This window comes from Streptomyces winkii (genome assembly GCF_032248595.1).
Lineage (GTDB): Bacteria > Actinomycetota > Actinomycetes > Streptomycetales > Streptomycetaceae > Streptomyces > Streptomyces winkii.
Window position 1 is genome coordinate 567,445 of sequence record NZ_JASTTH010000002.1, and the last position, 14,397, is coordinate 581,841.

13 protein-coding genes are annotated in these 14,397 nt (G+C 69.0%); 10 read left to right on the forward strand and 3 right to left on the reverse strand.

Going from position 1 to position 14,397, the window contains the following annotated elements:
- Positions 1 to 139: 139 nt before the first annotated feature.
- Positions 140 to 382, reverse strand: a complete 243-nt coding sequence (locus QQM67_RS06780) for a hypothetical protein (protein ID WP_314172687.1) — start codon at positions 380 to 382, stop codon at positions 140 to 142.
- A 138-nt stretch (positions 383 to 520) separates the two neighbouring features.
- On the opposite strand from QQM67_RS06780, the gene QQM67_RS06785 reads away from it, so the two are divergent.
- Complete coding sequence (locus QQM67_RS06785) at positions 521 to 1,495, forward strand: carbohydrate kinase family protein (protein WP_314172688.1); 975 nt, start codon at positions 521 to 523, stop codon at positions 1,493 to 1,495.
- A gap of 116 nt (positions 1,496 to 1,611) precedes the next feature.
- Here the strand turns inward: QQM67_RS06785 and QQM67_RS06790 are convergent, their stop codons facing one another.
- Positions 1,612 to 3,087 (reverse strand): cysteine desulfurase/sulfurtransferase TusA family protein, encoded by a 1,476-nt coding sequence (locus QQM67_RS06790; RefSeq protein WP_314172689.1) that lies wholly within the window; start codon positions 3,085 to 3,087, stop codon positions 1,612 to 1,614.
- A gap of 349 nt (positions 3,088 to 3,436) precedes the next feature.
- On the opposite strand from QQM67_RS06790, the gene ctaC reads away from it, so the two are divergent.
- From ctaC to QQM67_RS06810, 4 genes are all read left to right on the forward strand, one after another.
- On the forward strand, positions 3,437 to 4,432 hold the full coding sequence (gene ctaC, locus QQM67_RS06795) for an aa3-type cytochrome oxidase subunit II (RefSeq protein WP_399065555.1): 996 nt from the start codon (positions 3,437 to 3,439) through the stop codon (positions 4,430 to 4,432).
- The gene (gene ctaD, locus QQM67_RS06800; RefSeq protein WP_314172690.1) at positions 4,429 to 6,159 is read left to right on the forward strand and encodes an aa3-type cytochrome oxidase subunit I; all 1,731 of its coding nucleotides are present in this window, start codon (positions 4,429 to 4,431) and stop codon (positions 6,157 to 6,159) included. Before ctaC ends, ctaD begins: the two co-directional genes overlap by 4 nt.
- Positions 6,156 to 6,554: a cytochrome c oxidase subunit 4 gene (locus QQM67_RS06805; protein WP_314172691.1), complete on the forward strand. Its 399-nt coding sequence runs from the start codon at positions 6,156 to 6,158 to the stop codon at positions 6,552 to 6,554. The genes ctaD and QQM67_RS06805 overlap by 4 nt, the downstream gene beginning before the upstream one ends.
- Before the next feature lie 142 nt (positions 6,555 to 6,696).
- The gene (locus tag QQM67_RS06810; RefSeq protein ID WP_314172692.1) at positions 6,697 to 7,968 is read left to right on the forward strand and encodes a L,D-transpeptidase; all 1,272 of its coding nucleotides are present in this window, start codon (positions 6,697 to 6,699) and stop codon (positions 7,966 to 7,968) included.
- Between the two features lie 163 nt (positions 7,969 to 8,131).
- On the opposite strand, the gene QQM67_RS06815 is transcribed toward QQM67_RS06810, so the two are convergent.
- A complete protein-coding gene (locus QQM67_RS06815) occupies positions 8,132 to 8,548 on the reverse strand; it encodes a hypothetical protein (RefSeq protein WP_314172693.1) in 417 nt (138 codons plus the stop codon).
- A 187-nt stretch (positions 8,549 to 8,735) separates the two neighbouring features.
- On the opposite strand from QQM67_RS06815, the gene ctaE reads away from it, so the two are divergent.
- The 5 genes from ctaE (at position 8,736) to trpD (ending at position 14,316) form a co-directional block, all read left to right on the forward strand.
- The gene (gene ctaE / locus QQM67_RS06820) at positions 8,736 to 9,356 is read left to right on the forward strand and encodes an aa3-type cytochrome oxidase subunit III (RefSeq protein ID WP_314172694.1); all 621 of its coding nucleotides are present in this window, start codon (positions 8,736 to 8,738) and stop codon (positions 9,354 to 9,356) included.
- A 95-nt stretch (positions 9,357 to 9,451) separates the two neighbouring features.
- Positions 9,452 to 10,264 carry a cytochrome bc1 complex diheme cytochrome c subunit gene (qcrC, locus tag QQM67_RS06825; RefSeq protein WP_314172695.1) on the forward strand — a complete coding sequence of 271 codons (813 nt, stop codon included), beginning with the start codon at positions 9,452 to 9,454 and terminating at the stop codon, positions 10,262 to 10,264.
- Positions 10,261 to 11,328, forward strand: coding sequence for a cytochrome bc1 complex Rieske iron-sulfur subunit (gene qcrA, locus QQM67_RS06830; protein WP_314172696.1), 1,068 nt, complete (start codon positions 10,261 to 10,263; stop codon positions 11,326 to 11,328). Before qcrC ends, qcrA begins: the two co-directional genes overlap by 4 nt.
- Entirely contained in the window at positions 11,325 to 12,959 is a 1,635-nt protein-coding gene (gene qcrB / locus QQM67_RS06835) for a cytochrome bc1 complex cytochrome b subunit (protein WP_314172697.1), read from the forward strand. The genes qcrA and qcrB overlap by 4 nt, the downstream gene beginning before the upstream one ends.
- Before the next feature lie 292 nt (positions 12,960 to 13,251).
- Complete coding sequence (gene trpD / locus QQM67_RS06840; protein ID WP_314172698.1) at positions 13,252 to 14,316, forward strand: anthranilate phosphoribosyltransferase; 1,065 nt, start codon at positions 13,252 to 13,254, stop codon at positions 14,314 to 14,316.
- Positions 14,317 to 14,397: the final 81 nt, after the last annotated feature.

Sequence of the window (14,397 nt, forward strand, 5' to 3'; positions counted from 1 at the left end):
AGGGCGGCGACGGACACACCTGTGACGGAGCGGAAGTGCGGAAGGTTCCCGGTGATTTCAGCGGCGCACGGCGGCCGTTGACGGAACCCCGGCCGACGGCACACGAGCCGAGCCCCTGTTCGTCACCCCGTCCGTACGGTCACCAGAGGCCGTACTCGGACATGCCCTCCAGCACACGCTCCGAGGCCGCGGGAACGCGCACCCCGTGCAGCTTCTCGTACGACGCCGAGGAGGCCGCCGGGACGCCGGGGACACCGGGGCCGGCGGGAACGGGCAGGTCGCAGACGGGGACCCGCCAGTGCGGTGCCATGCGGGCGCAGTCGCCCAGCAGTTGGTCCAGCGATTCGGGTTCCGCGACCGTGCGCCGCGCGAGATTCCGCATGGAGTCGACGCTACGCAGCAGGTGAGGCGCCTGGAAGGCCCTACTATCTGGTAGTTCCGTCCTGTTCGGTTCCGCGGAGGGAGCAGGTAGCGTGATGGTGCCATCCGACCGCGTCCTCCGACAGGAGCAGATTTCGCCGTGCGTATCGCAGTCACCGGCTCCATCGCGAACGACCACCTGATGACGTTCCCCGGTCGGTTCGCCGACCAGTTGGTCGCCGACCAGTTGCACACCGTCTCGCTCTCCTTCCTCGTCGACACGCTTGAGATCAGGCGCGGCGGCGTGGGGGCCAACATCGCCTTCGGCATGGGGCAGCTGGGAGCGAACCCGATCCTGGTCGGCGCCGCGGGCGAGGATTTCGAGGAGTACCGCGCCTGGCTCGAAAGGCACGGCGTGGACACCGAGTCCGTCCACATCTCCGAGCTGCGGCACACCGCCCGCTTCGTCTGCACCACCGACGAGGCGCACAACCAGATCGGCTCCTTCTACACCGGGGCCATGAGCGAGGCCCGCCTGATCGAGCTCCAGACCGTCGCGGAGCGCGTCGGCGGCCTGGACCTCGTCTGCATCAGCGCGGACGACCCCGAGGCGATGACCCGGCACACCGAGGAGTGCCGCAAGCGCGGCATCCCCTTCGCCGCGGACTTCTCGCAGCAGATCGCGCGCATGGAGGGCGAGGACATCCGCACCCTCATGGAGGGCGCCACCTACCTCTTCTCCAACGAGTACGAGAAGGAGCTCATCGAGACCAAGACCGGCTGGAGCGACAAGGAGATACTCGCCAAGGTCGGGACGCGGGTCGTCACGCTGGGCGCGAAGGGCGTCCGCATCGAGCGCGAGGGCGAGGAGCCCATCGTCGTCGGCGTGCCCAAGGAGGAGGCCAAGGCCGACCCCACCGGCGTCGGTGACGCCTTCCGCGCCGGATTCCTCTCGGGCCTCGCATGGGGCGTGAGCCTCGAACGCGCCGCCCAGGTGGGCTGCATGGTGGCCACGCTCGTCATCGAGACGGTCGGCACGCAGGAATACGAGCTGAAGCGCGCCCACTTCATGGAGCGCTTCACGACGCAGTACGGCGAGGAGGCCGCCGCCGAGGTCGCCGCGCACCTGCGCTGATCCACCCGGTTCTGTGTACGGCGGGGCGGCCGCGGGCGTCGAGCCCGGAGCCGCCCCGCCGCCGTACGACCGTGAACGCGCACCGTCCGCCCGTATGGAGTCCCGCCCGTACGGGGTCAGTTGAGCCGGCGCACCCTGAACTCGGTGCCGTCGGCGCCCAGATACTCCTGGCCGCGCATCTCGCACCAGGCCGGGATGTCGACACGTGCGGCCTCGTCGTCCGCGAGGACCGTGATCACGCCGCCCACCGGCACATCCCCGATCACCTTCGCCAGCTCGATGACCGGCAGCGGGCAGAGCGAACCGAGGGCGTCCACCGTCATCGCGGAGGGCTCGCCCGCGGGCTGCCCCGGCCCGGCGGCCGTCTCGGTCCCTGCCTCCGCTGCCGTCTCCCTCTTTGGTTCCGGCTCCGGTTCCTTACGCTGCCCGGCCGCCGGTCCGCCGGGGGCGTCCAGCTTCCCGCGCACCTCGCTCACCGCCGCAGGGAGGACCTCCAGGAAGCGCTCCACGTCCTCCTCCGCCGAACTCGCGGCCGAACTGCCCGCCGTAGGCGGCAGCGACAGCCGGATGTTGCCCTCCGAGAGCACGCCCATCGCCCGCAGCACATGGCTCGGCGTCAGCGTGCTCGACGTGCACGACGAGCCGGAGGAGACGGAGAAGCCCCGGGCGTCCAGCGCGTGCAGCAGCGCCTCCCCGTCCACGTACAGACAGGAGAAGGTCACCAGGTTCGGCAGGCGCCGCACGGGATCGCCGACGACCTCGACGTCCGGGACCAGCTCCGGCACCCGGGCCCGCACCCGGTCGACCAGCTCGCGCAGCCTGTCCGCGGAGGCCTCCGCCTCGGCGCGCACGGCGCGCAGTGACGCCGCCGCGGCCACGATCGCCGGGATGTTCTCGAAGCCGGGGGAACGCCCCGACTCCCGCTCGTCCGTGGGCTGCTGGGACGCGAAGCGCACGCCCTTCCGCACGGCCAGCAGCCCGACACCCGGCGGGCCACCCCACTTGTGCGCGCTGCCCGCGAGCAGCGACCAGCCGGCGCCCGGCCTGCCCCAGGCCAGCGACTGCGCCGCGTCGACCAGGAGGGGCACACCGGCCTCGGCGCACACCCCGGCCACCTCCGTCACCGGCTGTTCGGTGCCCACCTCGTGGTTGGCGGTCTGAAGGCAGGCCAGCGCCGCGTCCTCGCCGAGCGCCGCCCGGAAGTCCTCCGCGGCGACCCGGCCCGTACGGTCCACGGGCACCCGGATCACGCTGCCGCCCTCGGCCTCGTGGGCGTGGGCGGCGTGCAGCACGGCGGAGTGCTCCACGGCGGAGACGACCAGCCGCCGTCCCGCGCGGCGCCGCCCCGCGAGCGAACCCGCGATGCCGGTGTGCAGGGCACGCGTACCCGATGGGGTGAAGAAGAGCTCGTCGGCACGGCATCCGACGGCCTCCGCGGCGGTCTCCCGCGCGGCGTCCAGCAGCATCCGCGCCCGGCGTCCCTCGCGGTGCAGGCGCGCGGGGTCCGCCCACCCCTCGTCGAGGGCGGCGACGAGGGCCTCGCGGGCTACGGGATGCAGGGGTACGGACGACGCGGCGTCGAAATAGGGCACACCGGAACGCTAACGCGCTCCGGCCGCGCGGGGCTCCTGCGCTCCGGCCCCGGCACCGCGCTCCGCTCCCGGCACCCTTTGCGAACCGGTTCCGCCGGGCTTCGCGCTGCGGTCCCGCGAGCGCTCCGAGCACCCGCTCCGCGGGCCCCCGCAACCCCCGACGAGGCGTCACAGAGCGCCTGTTGAGGGGTGCGCGGCGCGTTGGGGACCCTCCCCGCGAGGCCCCCGGAACGGTCCAGTAAGGTTTGCCCCGCATAAACATCCAAACCCCTGCCCGCGCCAGGGCCCGCGCCCGACCAGCAAAAGGCCGAGCCGGCATGGGCGGGCGAGACTCTCGGGAAGGCGCTACGTGAGTCCCAACGGCTCCGACCTCCCCCACCGCCCCAAGGGCGTGGGCGGTATCCCCATGCCGCGGCGCCCGATGCGGCGCACGCTGCGGCAGGCGCTAGCCGCGGGCCTGGTCCTGGCGACCGCCACCGGTTGCACCTACAAGGACTTTCCCCGCCTCGGCATGCCCACCCCGGTCACGGACGAGGCTCCGCGGATCCTCTCCCTGTGGCAGGGGTCGTGGGCGGCAGCGCTCGCCGTGGGCGTCCTGGTCTGGGGCCTGATCCTGTGGAGCGTGGTCTTCCACCGCCGTTCCAGGACCAAGGTCGAGGTCCCACCGCAGACCCGGTACAACATGCCCATCGAGGCCCTGTACACGGTGGTTCCCATCATCATCGTCGCGGTGCTCTTCTACTTCACCGCGCGGGACGAGACGAAGCTCCTGGCGACGACGAAGAAGCCCCAACATGTCGTCAACGTGGTGGGCTTCCAGTGGAGCTGGGGCTTCAACTACATCGAGGACGTGGACGGCAAGGCCTCCACCACCAACACCGGCGACAAGGAACTCTCCGCGATCCCGGACCGGATGAGGACGACCTTCCCCAAGGGCGCCGACGGCGTGTACACCGTCGGGACACCGTCCGAGCGCAACCCGCAGACCAAGAACCCGGGTCCGACGCTCTGGCTGCCCAAGGGCGAGAAGGTGCAGTTCATCCTCACCTCCCGCGACGTCATCCACTCCTTCTGGCCGGTGCCGTTCCTGATGAAGCAGGACGTCATCCCCGGTCACGTCAACCGCTTCGAGGTGACCCCCACCAAGGAGGGCACCTACTTGGGCAAGTGCGCCGAACTGTGCGGCGTCGACCACGCCCGGATGCTCTTCAACGTGAAGGTCGTGTCCCCGGAGCGGTACCAGAAGCATCTGAAGGACCTGGCCGAGAAGGGCCAGACCGGCTACATCCCGTCGGGCACCGCCACCACCGGCGACGCCAGGAATGCGGAGACGAATAACCCGTGAGCATCCTCAACGAACCCAAGGGTGCCGCCGCGACGCCCGAGGCAGCACCGCCCGTACGGCAGAAGACGCCCGGCGCCATGGTGGTCGACTGGGCCACGACGACCGACCACAAGAAGATCGGGACGCTGTACTTCGTCACGTCCTTCGCCTTCTTCCTCCTCGGCGGCGTCATGGCGCTGTTCATGCGCGCCGAACTCGCCCGTCCCGGCATCCAGGTCATGTCGAGCGAGCAGTTCAACCAGGCGTTCACCATGCACGGCACGATCATGCTGCTGATGTTCGCGACCCCGCTCTTCGCGGGCTTCGCGAACTGGATCATGCCGCTCCAGATCGGCTCGCCGGACGTGGCGTTCCCGCGCCTGAACATGCTGGCGTACTGGCTCTACCTCTTCGGTTCGCTCATCGCCGTCGGCGGCTTCCTCACGCCGTCCGGTGCCGCGGACTTCGGATGGTTCGCCTACTCGCCGCTCTCCGACGCGGTCCGCTCGCCGGGCATCGGCGCCGACCTGTGGATCATGGGTCTGGCCCTCTCCGGCTTCGGAACCATCCTCGGCTCCGTCAACTTCATCACCACGATCATCTGCATGCGCGCACCCGGCATGACGATGTTCCGGATGCCGATCTTCACCTGGAACGTGCTGCTCACCGGTGTGCTGGTGCTGCTGGCCTTCCCGGTGCTCGCCGCGGCGCTTCTCGCGCTGGAGGCCGACCGCAAGTTCGGGGCGCATGTCTTCGACGCCGCGAACGGCGGGGCGTTGCTATGGCAGCACTTGTTCTGGTTCTTCGGCCATCCGGAGGTCTACATCATCGCGTTGCCGTTCTTCGGCATCATCTCCGAGGTCATCCCGGTCTTCAGCCGCAAGCCGATGTTCGGCTACATCAGCCTCATCGGCGCGACCATCGCGATCGCGGGCCTCTCGGTGACGGTCTGGGCGCACCACATGTACGTGACGGGCGGCGTGCTCCTGCCGTTCTTCGCCTTCATGACGTTCCTGATCGCGGTGCCGACAGGTGTGAAGTTCTTCAACTGGATCGGCACGATGTGGAAGGGCTCGCTGTCCTTCGAGACACCGATGCTCTGGTCGATCGGATTCCTCGTCACGTTCCTCTTCGGCGGTCTGACGGGCGTCATCCTGGCCTCCCCGCCGATGGACTTCCACGTCTCCGACTCGTACTTCGTGGTGGCGCACTTCCACTACGTCGTGTTCGGAACGGTCGTCTTCGCGATGTTCGCCGGATTCCACTTCTGGTGGCCGAAGTTCACCGGGAAGATCCTCGACGAGCGGCTCGGCAAGATCACCTTCTGGACGCTGTTCACCGGCTTCCACGGCACCTTCCTCGTCCAGCACTGGCTGGGCGCCGAGGGCATGCCTCGCCGGTACGCGGACTATCTGGCCGCCGACGGCTTCACCGCCCTCAACACGGTCTCGACGATCAGCTCGTTCGTACTGGGCCTGTCGGTCCTGCCGTTCCTCTACAACATCTGGAAGACGGCGAAGTACGGCAAGAAGGTCGAGACCGACGACCCGTGGGGCTACGGCCGCTCTCTCGAGTGGGCCACGACCTGTCCGCCGCCGCGGCACAACTTCCTCCAGCTGCCGCGCATCCGCTCCGAGTCCCCGGCCTTCGACCTGCACTATCCCGAGGTGGCCGCTCTCGACCAGCTCGGCGAGCAGCGGACCGCGGACACCCGGACGCTCGCCGGCGGTAAGGAGAAGTCGAAGTGAAGATCCAGGGCAAGATGTTCCTCGGCCTGGCGGTCTTCCTGCTCGCCACGGCGATCATCTACGGCGCCTGGTCGAAGGAGCCCGTCGGCACCACCGGGCTGTTCCTCGCCTTCGGTCTCGCCGTGATGATCGGCTACTACCTCGCCTTCACCGCCCGCCGCGTGGACGCCGGCGCGCAGGACAACAAGGAGGCCGAGGTAGCGGACGACGCCGGCGAGATCGGGTTCTTCAGCCCGCACAGCTGGCAGCCGCTGGCCCTCGGGCTGGGCGCCGCCTTCGGCTTCCTGGGCGTGGCCTTCGGATGGTGGCTGGTGTTCGTCTCCGCGCCGCTGCTCTTCGTCGGCCTCTTCGGCTGGGTCTTCGAGTACTACCACGGCGAGAATCGCACCCAGTAAGGCTCCAGGGCGGGCCTCGCGCCAGGTGAGGCTCGCGGCAGAGGCAGTCCGCAAACGGGTCGGCCCCCGGTGATCACCGGGGGCCGACCCGTTTGCCTGCGCCCAACAGGCCCACGACGGCGTCACTTCCTACCTTGGGCCTATGAATCACTCTTCGAACAGGACGAAGCGCCGGATCTCAGCCGGCTGTGCCCTCACCCTCGCGCCCCTCGCAGTGGGCCTGGCCTCGTGCAGCGTCGGCAGCGGCGGGAATCCCCTGGCGGGCGCCCCGTACGACGCGAGCAACCAGATATCCGTCAGCGCGGGCGAGGAGGGAGCCGTGGTCGACCCCTCCCGCCCCCTCAAAGTGACCGCCACCGGAGACGAAGGACGAATAGCCGACGTCACCGCCGTCGACACGGCGGGACGCTTCCTGAGCGGCAAGCTCTCGGAGGACGGCAAGCGCTGGCAGAGCACCACGCCGCTCGCGGCCGGTGTGCGCTACACCGTCCGCATCAGCACCGAGAACGGCTCCGGCGAGCAGGGGCGCCGGACCCTGAACTTCCAGACCAAGCCCGCACACGCGAAGAGGCTCGGCGTCACCTTCGGGCCCGACAGCGGCACGTACGGCGTCGGCCAGCCCATCACCGCCGAGCTGAGCCACAAGATCAAGGGCGCCAAGCAGCGCAAGCTCGTCGAGGGCGGCCTCATCGTCAAGTCCTCGCCCCACGTCGAGGGCTCCTGGCACTGGGTGGACGGCAAGGAGCTCCACTACCGCCCGAAGGAGTACTGGCCCGCGCACTCCACCATCAGCGTCCGCTCCCGTCTGAACGGCCTGAAGGTGCGCGACGGCCTCTACGGCGACAAGGCCGAGCCCGTCAAGCTGAAGACCGGCGACCGGGTGGAGGCGCTCGCGGACGCCTCGGGCCTGTCCATGAAGTTCAGCAAGAACGGCAAGGTCATCAAGGAGATGCCGATCACCACCGGCAAGGCCGGGTTCGAGACCCGCAACGGGACGAAGGTGATCCTGGGCCGCGAGTCCTTCGTACGGATGCGCAGCGGCAGCGTCGGGATCGGCGGCGGCGAGTCCTACGACCTCGGCGTCCACTGGGCCTCGCGGCTCACCTGGAGCGGCGAGTACGTTCACGCAGCCCCGTGGTCGTCCGGCTCCCACGGCGTCTCGAACAGCAGCCACGGCTGCACCGGCATGAGCACGGAGAACGCCCAGTGGTTCTTCGAGCACGTACGGAACGGCGTCCCCGTCAAGTACGTCAACTCCGACGGCGACACCATGCCGGCCTTCGGCAACGGCTTCGGCGACTGGAACCTGTCCTGGGCGAAGTGGAAGGAAGGCAGCGCCGTGCAGCGCGGTACCCAGGACCAGGACGCCGCCGGGTCCGCCACGGGAGTCAGCAGGCTCCGCCCGCAGGTCTGACCACCGGGCCCGGCCGAAGGGCGAGCCGGGCCGGACCCCTCAGCGATCCGCAACCTCCCGACCCAGACGCTTCAGATCCAGAACCCTCACAGACCCTCACTGAGCCAGAGCCCTCACTGAGCCAGAGCCCTCACAGATCCAGAGCCCCACTGATCCAGACTCCTCAGAGAGGCTGCACCTGCGCAGACGTCCCGTCGTTCTCACGGAGAAGCCCCGCGAGGGCGCTCGCGAGGGCGACCGGGTCGACCGGGTGCGAGACGGCGGCCTCCGCGCGGCTCCAGGACGCCAGCCAGGCGTCCTGGGGGCGTCCGATGAGCAGCAGTACGGGCGGGCTGTCGAAGATCTCGTCCTTGATCTGCCGGCACACGCCCATGCCCCCGGCCGGTGCGGTCTCCCCGTCCAGGACGCACACGTCGATGCGGTGCTTCTCCAGCGTGGAGAGCACCGCGGGGAGGGTCGCGCACTCCACGTACTCGACGGGCGGCACGTCGGCGGCGGGACGGCGCCCGGCGGCCAGCCGGACCTGCTCGCGGGTGTTGGCGTTGTCGCTGTAGACCAGCACCGTGGCGGTCGGCTGCATCGTTCCTCCGCTGTACGTCTCGCACGTGAACACATTTCGGCATGGAGCCGCAGCGCGGATGTTACTCCCTCGCACCGTTCCCCAACACCGGTTCGTATGGGCTGCGGAGGCCTGTTTGAGCTGGACACACGTGCTGGACACACCGAACGGCACCCCGGCAGTAAGGGCCGTATGAGCGACCGACATAATGTCGGTCGTGGCGACAGCAACAGCAGTAGAAACCGGGCACGCGCACCCGTCGGTCAACAGGCCGAACCTCACCAGCGTCGGAACGATCATCTGGCTGAGTTCCGAGTTGATGTTCTTCGCGGCCCTCTTCGCGATGTACTTCACCCTGCGGTCCGTGACGGGTGCGGACTTCTGGAAGGAGCACGCCGACGCGCTGAACGTGCCTTTCTCGGCGGCGAACACCACGATCCTCGTGCTCTCCTCGCTCACCTGCCAGCTCGGCGTGTTCGCGGCGGAGCGCGGTGATGTGAAGAAGCTCCGGGGCTGGTTCATCATCACCTTCGTCATGGGCGCGATCTTCATCGGCGGCCAGATCTTCGAGTACACGGAGCTGGTGGAGAGGGACGGCATCTCGCTCTCCTCTGATCCCTACGGCTCGGTGTTCTACCTGACCACCGGCTTCCACGGGATGCACGTCACGGGTGGTCTGATCGCGTTCCTGCTCCTGCTCGGCAGGACGTACGCGGCCAAGCGCTTCACCCATCAGCAGGCCACTGCGGCCATCGTCGTGTCCTACTACTGGCACTTCGTCGATGTCGTCTGGATCGGCCTCTTCGCCACGATCTACCTGATCAAGTAAATGATCGGGCGCCGGTGCGCGCGCGAGCGGGCGCCGGGCAGTGACAGACACAAGCAGAAGCATCGACGCAGAAGATCCTGACACCGGGGTAATCCGTGAAAAAGCTCTCCGCACGACGGCGCCATCCGCTGGCGGCGCTCGTCGTTCTCATCTTCGCGCTGGCGGCCACCGGGGGGCTGTACGCCGCGTTCGCTCCCGCCGGTGAAGCCAAGGCCGACCCTGGCTCGAGCCAGTCCCTCGCCATCGAGGAGGGCAAGAGGCTCTACGACGTGGGCTGTTCAAGCTGCCACGGAACGGGCGGCCAGGGCAGCAGCGACGGTCCGAGCCTCGTCGGCGTCGGCTCCGCCGCCGTGGACTTCCAGGTCGGAACCGGCCGCATGCCCGCGCAGCAGCCGGGTGCCCAGGTGCCGAAGAAGAAGAGGATCTACAGCGAGCACGAGATCGACCAGCTCGCCGCGTACGTCGCCTCGTTGGGCTCCGGTCCCGTCAAGCCGACCAAGAGCCAGTACGACCCGAGCGGCGCCGATGTCGCCAGGGGCGGCGAGCTCTTCCGCACCAACTGCGCGCAGTGCCACAATTTCACCGGTGAGGGCGGGGCCCTGACGCACGGCAAGTACGCGCCGAGCCTCAGCGATGTGGACCCGAAGCACGTCTACGAGGCGATGCAGACAGGGCCGCAGCAGATGCCGTCCTTCCCCGACAAGGTGATGCCCGAGCAGGACAAGCGGGACGTCGCCGCCTACTTGAAGGCGGTGAACAGCAAGGAGTCCGACAACCCCGGCGGCTACAAGCTGGGCGGCCTGGGCCCCGTCATCGAAGGCCTCTTCGCCTGGATCTTCGGCCTCGGCGTCCTCATCCTCGTCGCCATCTGGGTCGCAGCGCGGACGGCGAAGGCGAAGAAGTCATGAGCGAGACTGGATCACACGAGAACGTGTCAGAGAAGCACCTGCCGAGCGAGCAGGAAAACGCCAACGGTGCGGTAGCCGTCGCGGACGATCCGTTCGCCGACCCGGGCCTGCCGCCGCACGAGCCACGGATCCAGGACATCGACGAGCGTGCCGCCAAGCGCTCCGAGCGCGTCGTGGCCATGCTCTTCACCGCGTCGATGCTGGCCACGCTGGGCTTCATCGCGAGCTTCGTGCTCATCCCCGTCGACAAGATCATCTACGTCTGGCCGGCGGGGCGCATCGGCGGGCTGAACTTCGCCCTCGGGATGACGCTCGGCGTCGCGCTCTTCTGCATCGGCGCGGGCGCCGTCCACTGGGCGCGCACCCTGATGTCCGACCACGAGCTCATCGACGAGCGGCACGCCGTCTCCGCCGAGCCGGAGACGCGCTCGAAGGTCATGGAGGACTTCGCCCAGGGCGCCAAGGAGTCGGCTCTCGGGCGCCGTTCGCTGATCCGCAAGACCATGTTCGGGGCGCTGACCCTGGTGCCGCTCTCCGGCGTCGTCCTGCTGCGCGACCTCGGGCCGCTGCCCGAGGACAAGTTGGAGCACACGCTGTGGACCAAGGGCAAGCTCCTGGTCAACGAGAACACCCAGGAGCCGCTGCGCCCCGAGGACATCAGCGTCGGCTCGCTGACCTTCGCCATGCCCGAGGGGCTGAAGGAGGAGGACGAGGACTTCCAGCAGCAGATCGCCAAGGCGGCCCTGATGCTCGTACGCCTCGAACCCGGAGACATCAAGGACAAGCGGGAGTTGGACTGGTCCCACGAGGGGATCGTCGCCTACTCCAAGATCTGCACCCACGTCGGCTGTCCTGTCAGCCTCTATGAGCAGCAGACGCACCACGTGCTCTGCCCGTGCCACCAGTCGACCTTCGACCTGTCGGACGGTGCACGGGTGCTCTTCGGCCCGGCCGGCCACGCGCTGCCGCAGCTGAAGATCAGCGTCAACAACGACGGATTCCTCGAGGCGCAGGGCGACTTCGCGGAACCCGTGGGCCCGGCCTACTGGGAGCGTCGAGCATGAGTACAGCAACCGAGACCACCGCCCCGAAGCGCAAGGCACCCGCCGGCGAGCGGGTCGCGGACTGGGCCGACGGCCGCCTGGGCATCTACACCCTGGCCAAGGCCAACATGCGCAAGATCTTCCCGGACCACTGGTCCTTCATGCTGGGTGAGGTCGCGCTCTACAGCTTCATCATCATCATCCTGACCGGCGTCTATCTGACGCTGTTCTTCCACCCGTCGATGAACGAGGTGGAGTACCACGGCAGTTACGTGCCGATGCAGGGCGTGCGCATGTCGGAGGCCTTCGCCTCCACGCTGGACATCAGCTTCGACGTACGCGGCGGCCTGCTCGTGCGGCAGATCCACCACTGGGCGGCGCTGATCTTCCTCGGCGCGATGTTCGTGCACATGATGCGCGTCTTCTTCACCGGCGCCTTCCGCAAGCCGCGCGAGATCAACTGGCTGTTCGGCTTCCTGCTGTTCGTGCTGGGCATGTTCACCGGCTTCACCGGCTACTCGCTGCCGGACGACCTGCTCTCCGGCACCGGCGTGCGGTTCATGGAGGGCGCGATCCTCTCCATGCCGATCATCGGCACGTACATGTCGATGTTCCTCTTCGGCGGGGAGTTCCCGGGGCACGACTTCGTCGCGCGGTTCTTCTCGATCCACGTGCTGCTGCTGCCGGGGATCATGCTGGGGCTGCTGGTGGCGCACCTGATCCTGGTCTTCTACCACAAGCACACCCAGTTCGCCGGGCCCGGCCGTACGAACAAGAACGTCGTCGGCATGCCGCTGCTTCCGGTCTACATGGCCAAGGCGGGTGGCTTCTTCTTCCTCGTCTTCGGCGTGATCTCCGTCATCGCGGCGACCTTCACCGTCAACCCGATCTGGGCGCTGGGCCCGTACCGGCCGGATCAGGTGTCGACCAACGCGCAGCCCGACTGGTACATGGGCTTCTCGGAGGGGCTGATCCGCATCATGCCCGGCTGGGAGATCCACTTGTGGGGGCACACGCTTGTGATGGGCGTGTTCATCCCGCTCATGGTCTTCCCACTGGTGCTCGCGGCGATCGCCGTCTATCCCTTCATCGAGTCGTGGGTGACGGGCGACAAACGTGAGCATCACATCGCCGACCGCCCGCGGAACGCGCCCACCCGTACGGGCTTCGGCGCGGCCTGGATCGCCTGGTACACGGTGATGCTGATCGGCGGCGGCAACGACCTGGTGGCCACGCACTTCGACCTGTCGATCAACTCGATCACATGGTTCGTGCGGATCGCCTTCTTCGTGGTGCCGGTGATCGTCTTCTTCGTCACCAGGCGGGCCTGTCTGGGCCTGCAACGACGGGACAGGGAGAAAGTGCTGCACGGGCGCGAGTCCGGCATCATCAAGCGGCTCCCGCACGGCGAGTTCATCGAGGTGCACGAGCAGCTCTCGCAGGAGCAGCTGCACACGCTCACCTCGCACGTGCAGCACAAGCCGTACGAGGCCGGCCCGGAGGTCGACGAGAACGGCGTCCGGCGGAAGGTCGGCCGGGGGCAGAAACTGCGCGCCCGCCTCTCCAAGGGCTACTACGGCGAGCAGGCGCAGATCCCCAAGCCGACCGCCGACGAGTACAAGGAGCTCACGAGCGGCCACGGGCACCACTGAGCCGCCGCGGCGGCGCCGCAGCGGGCCGAGTACGCCACGTACGAGGGCCGGGCTTCCCGAGCGGGAGCCCGGCCCTTCGTACGTCCGCGGGGGCGCCCGGGGCCGATCGTCCCGACCCGCAGGAATACGCGTGTCCCGGGCGGTGCGTGTGCCGCTAGGGTGGTGGCTGGCCGGGCCCGGAGGCCCGCCGCCACCACGCCGTCCTCCCGCGGCCGTCTCCTGGCGCGCCGCCGCTCCGGCAGGGACGCCGGCGCGAGGGCTCAGCGCCGAACCGACGACCTCAGGAGGGATCATGAGCGCCGTTCCGTCTGCCGGCTCTCCTTCTGGGGGTCCGCACACCTGGCCCGACGTACTGACGTCGCTGCTCGCCGGCGAGGACCTGAGCGCCGACGCCACGGCGTGGGCGATGGACCACATCATGAGCGGCGAGGCGACCGACGCCCAGATCGCCGGCTTCGCGGTGGCGCTGCGCGCCAAGGGCGAGACGGTCGGGGAGATCACCGGTCTCGTACGGGCGATGTACGCGCACGCGAACGTGATCGAGGTGCCCGGCCCGACGGTCGACATCGTCGGCACGGGCGGCGACAGGGCCCGTACGGTCAACATCTCCACGATGTCCGCGATCGTCGTCGCCGGGTGCGGCGCGAAGGTCGTCAAGCACGGCAACCGCGCGGCGTCGAGTGCGAGCGGCGCCACGGACGTACTGGAAAAGCTGGGCGTCAACCTGGAGTTGAGCCCGCAGCGCGTCGCCGAGGTGGCCTCGGAGGCCGGGATCACCTTCTGCTTCGCGGTGAAGTTCCACCCGTCGCTGCGTCATGTGGCCAACGCGCGGGGCGAGCTGGGCATCCCCACCTCGTTCAACTTCCTCGGCCCGCTCACGAACCCGGCCCGGGTGCAGGCGCAGGCGACGGGCGTCGCCAACGCCCGCATGGCGCCCATCATGGCGGGCGTGCTGGCCGAACGGGGCTCCTCGGCACTCGTCTTCCGCGGCGACGACGGGCTGGACGAGCTGACGACGACCGCCACCTCCACGGTGTGGGTCGTACGCGACGGGGCGGTGCGGCAGGAGTCCTTCGACCCGCGTGACGTCGGGCTCGACATCGTGCCCGTCGAGGCGCTGCGGGGCGCCGACGCCGCCTATAACGCCGATGTGGCCCGTCGCCTGCTGGAGGGTGAGGGCGGTCCGGTGCGGGACGCCGTGCTGCTCAACGCGGCGGCCGCTCTCGTCGCTCTCGAACCGCGCGACGCCCCGCTGGCCGAGCAGATCCGCGCGGCGATGGACCGGGCCGCCGAGGCCGTCGACAGCGGCGCCGCGCGTGCGGCGCTGGAGCGCTGGGTGGCGGCCAGCCATATGTGACACCGGCCGCGCCGGCCGGCCGCCGTGCTCCCTCGTGGGGCACGCTCCCCGGGCCCCGGGCTGTGCTTGTCCGGGATGCCT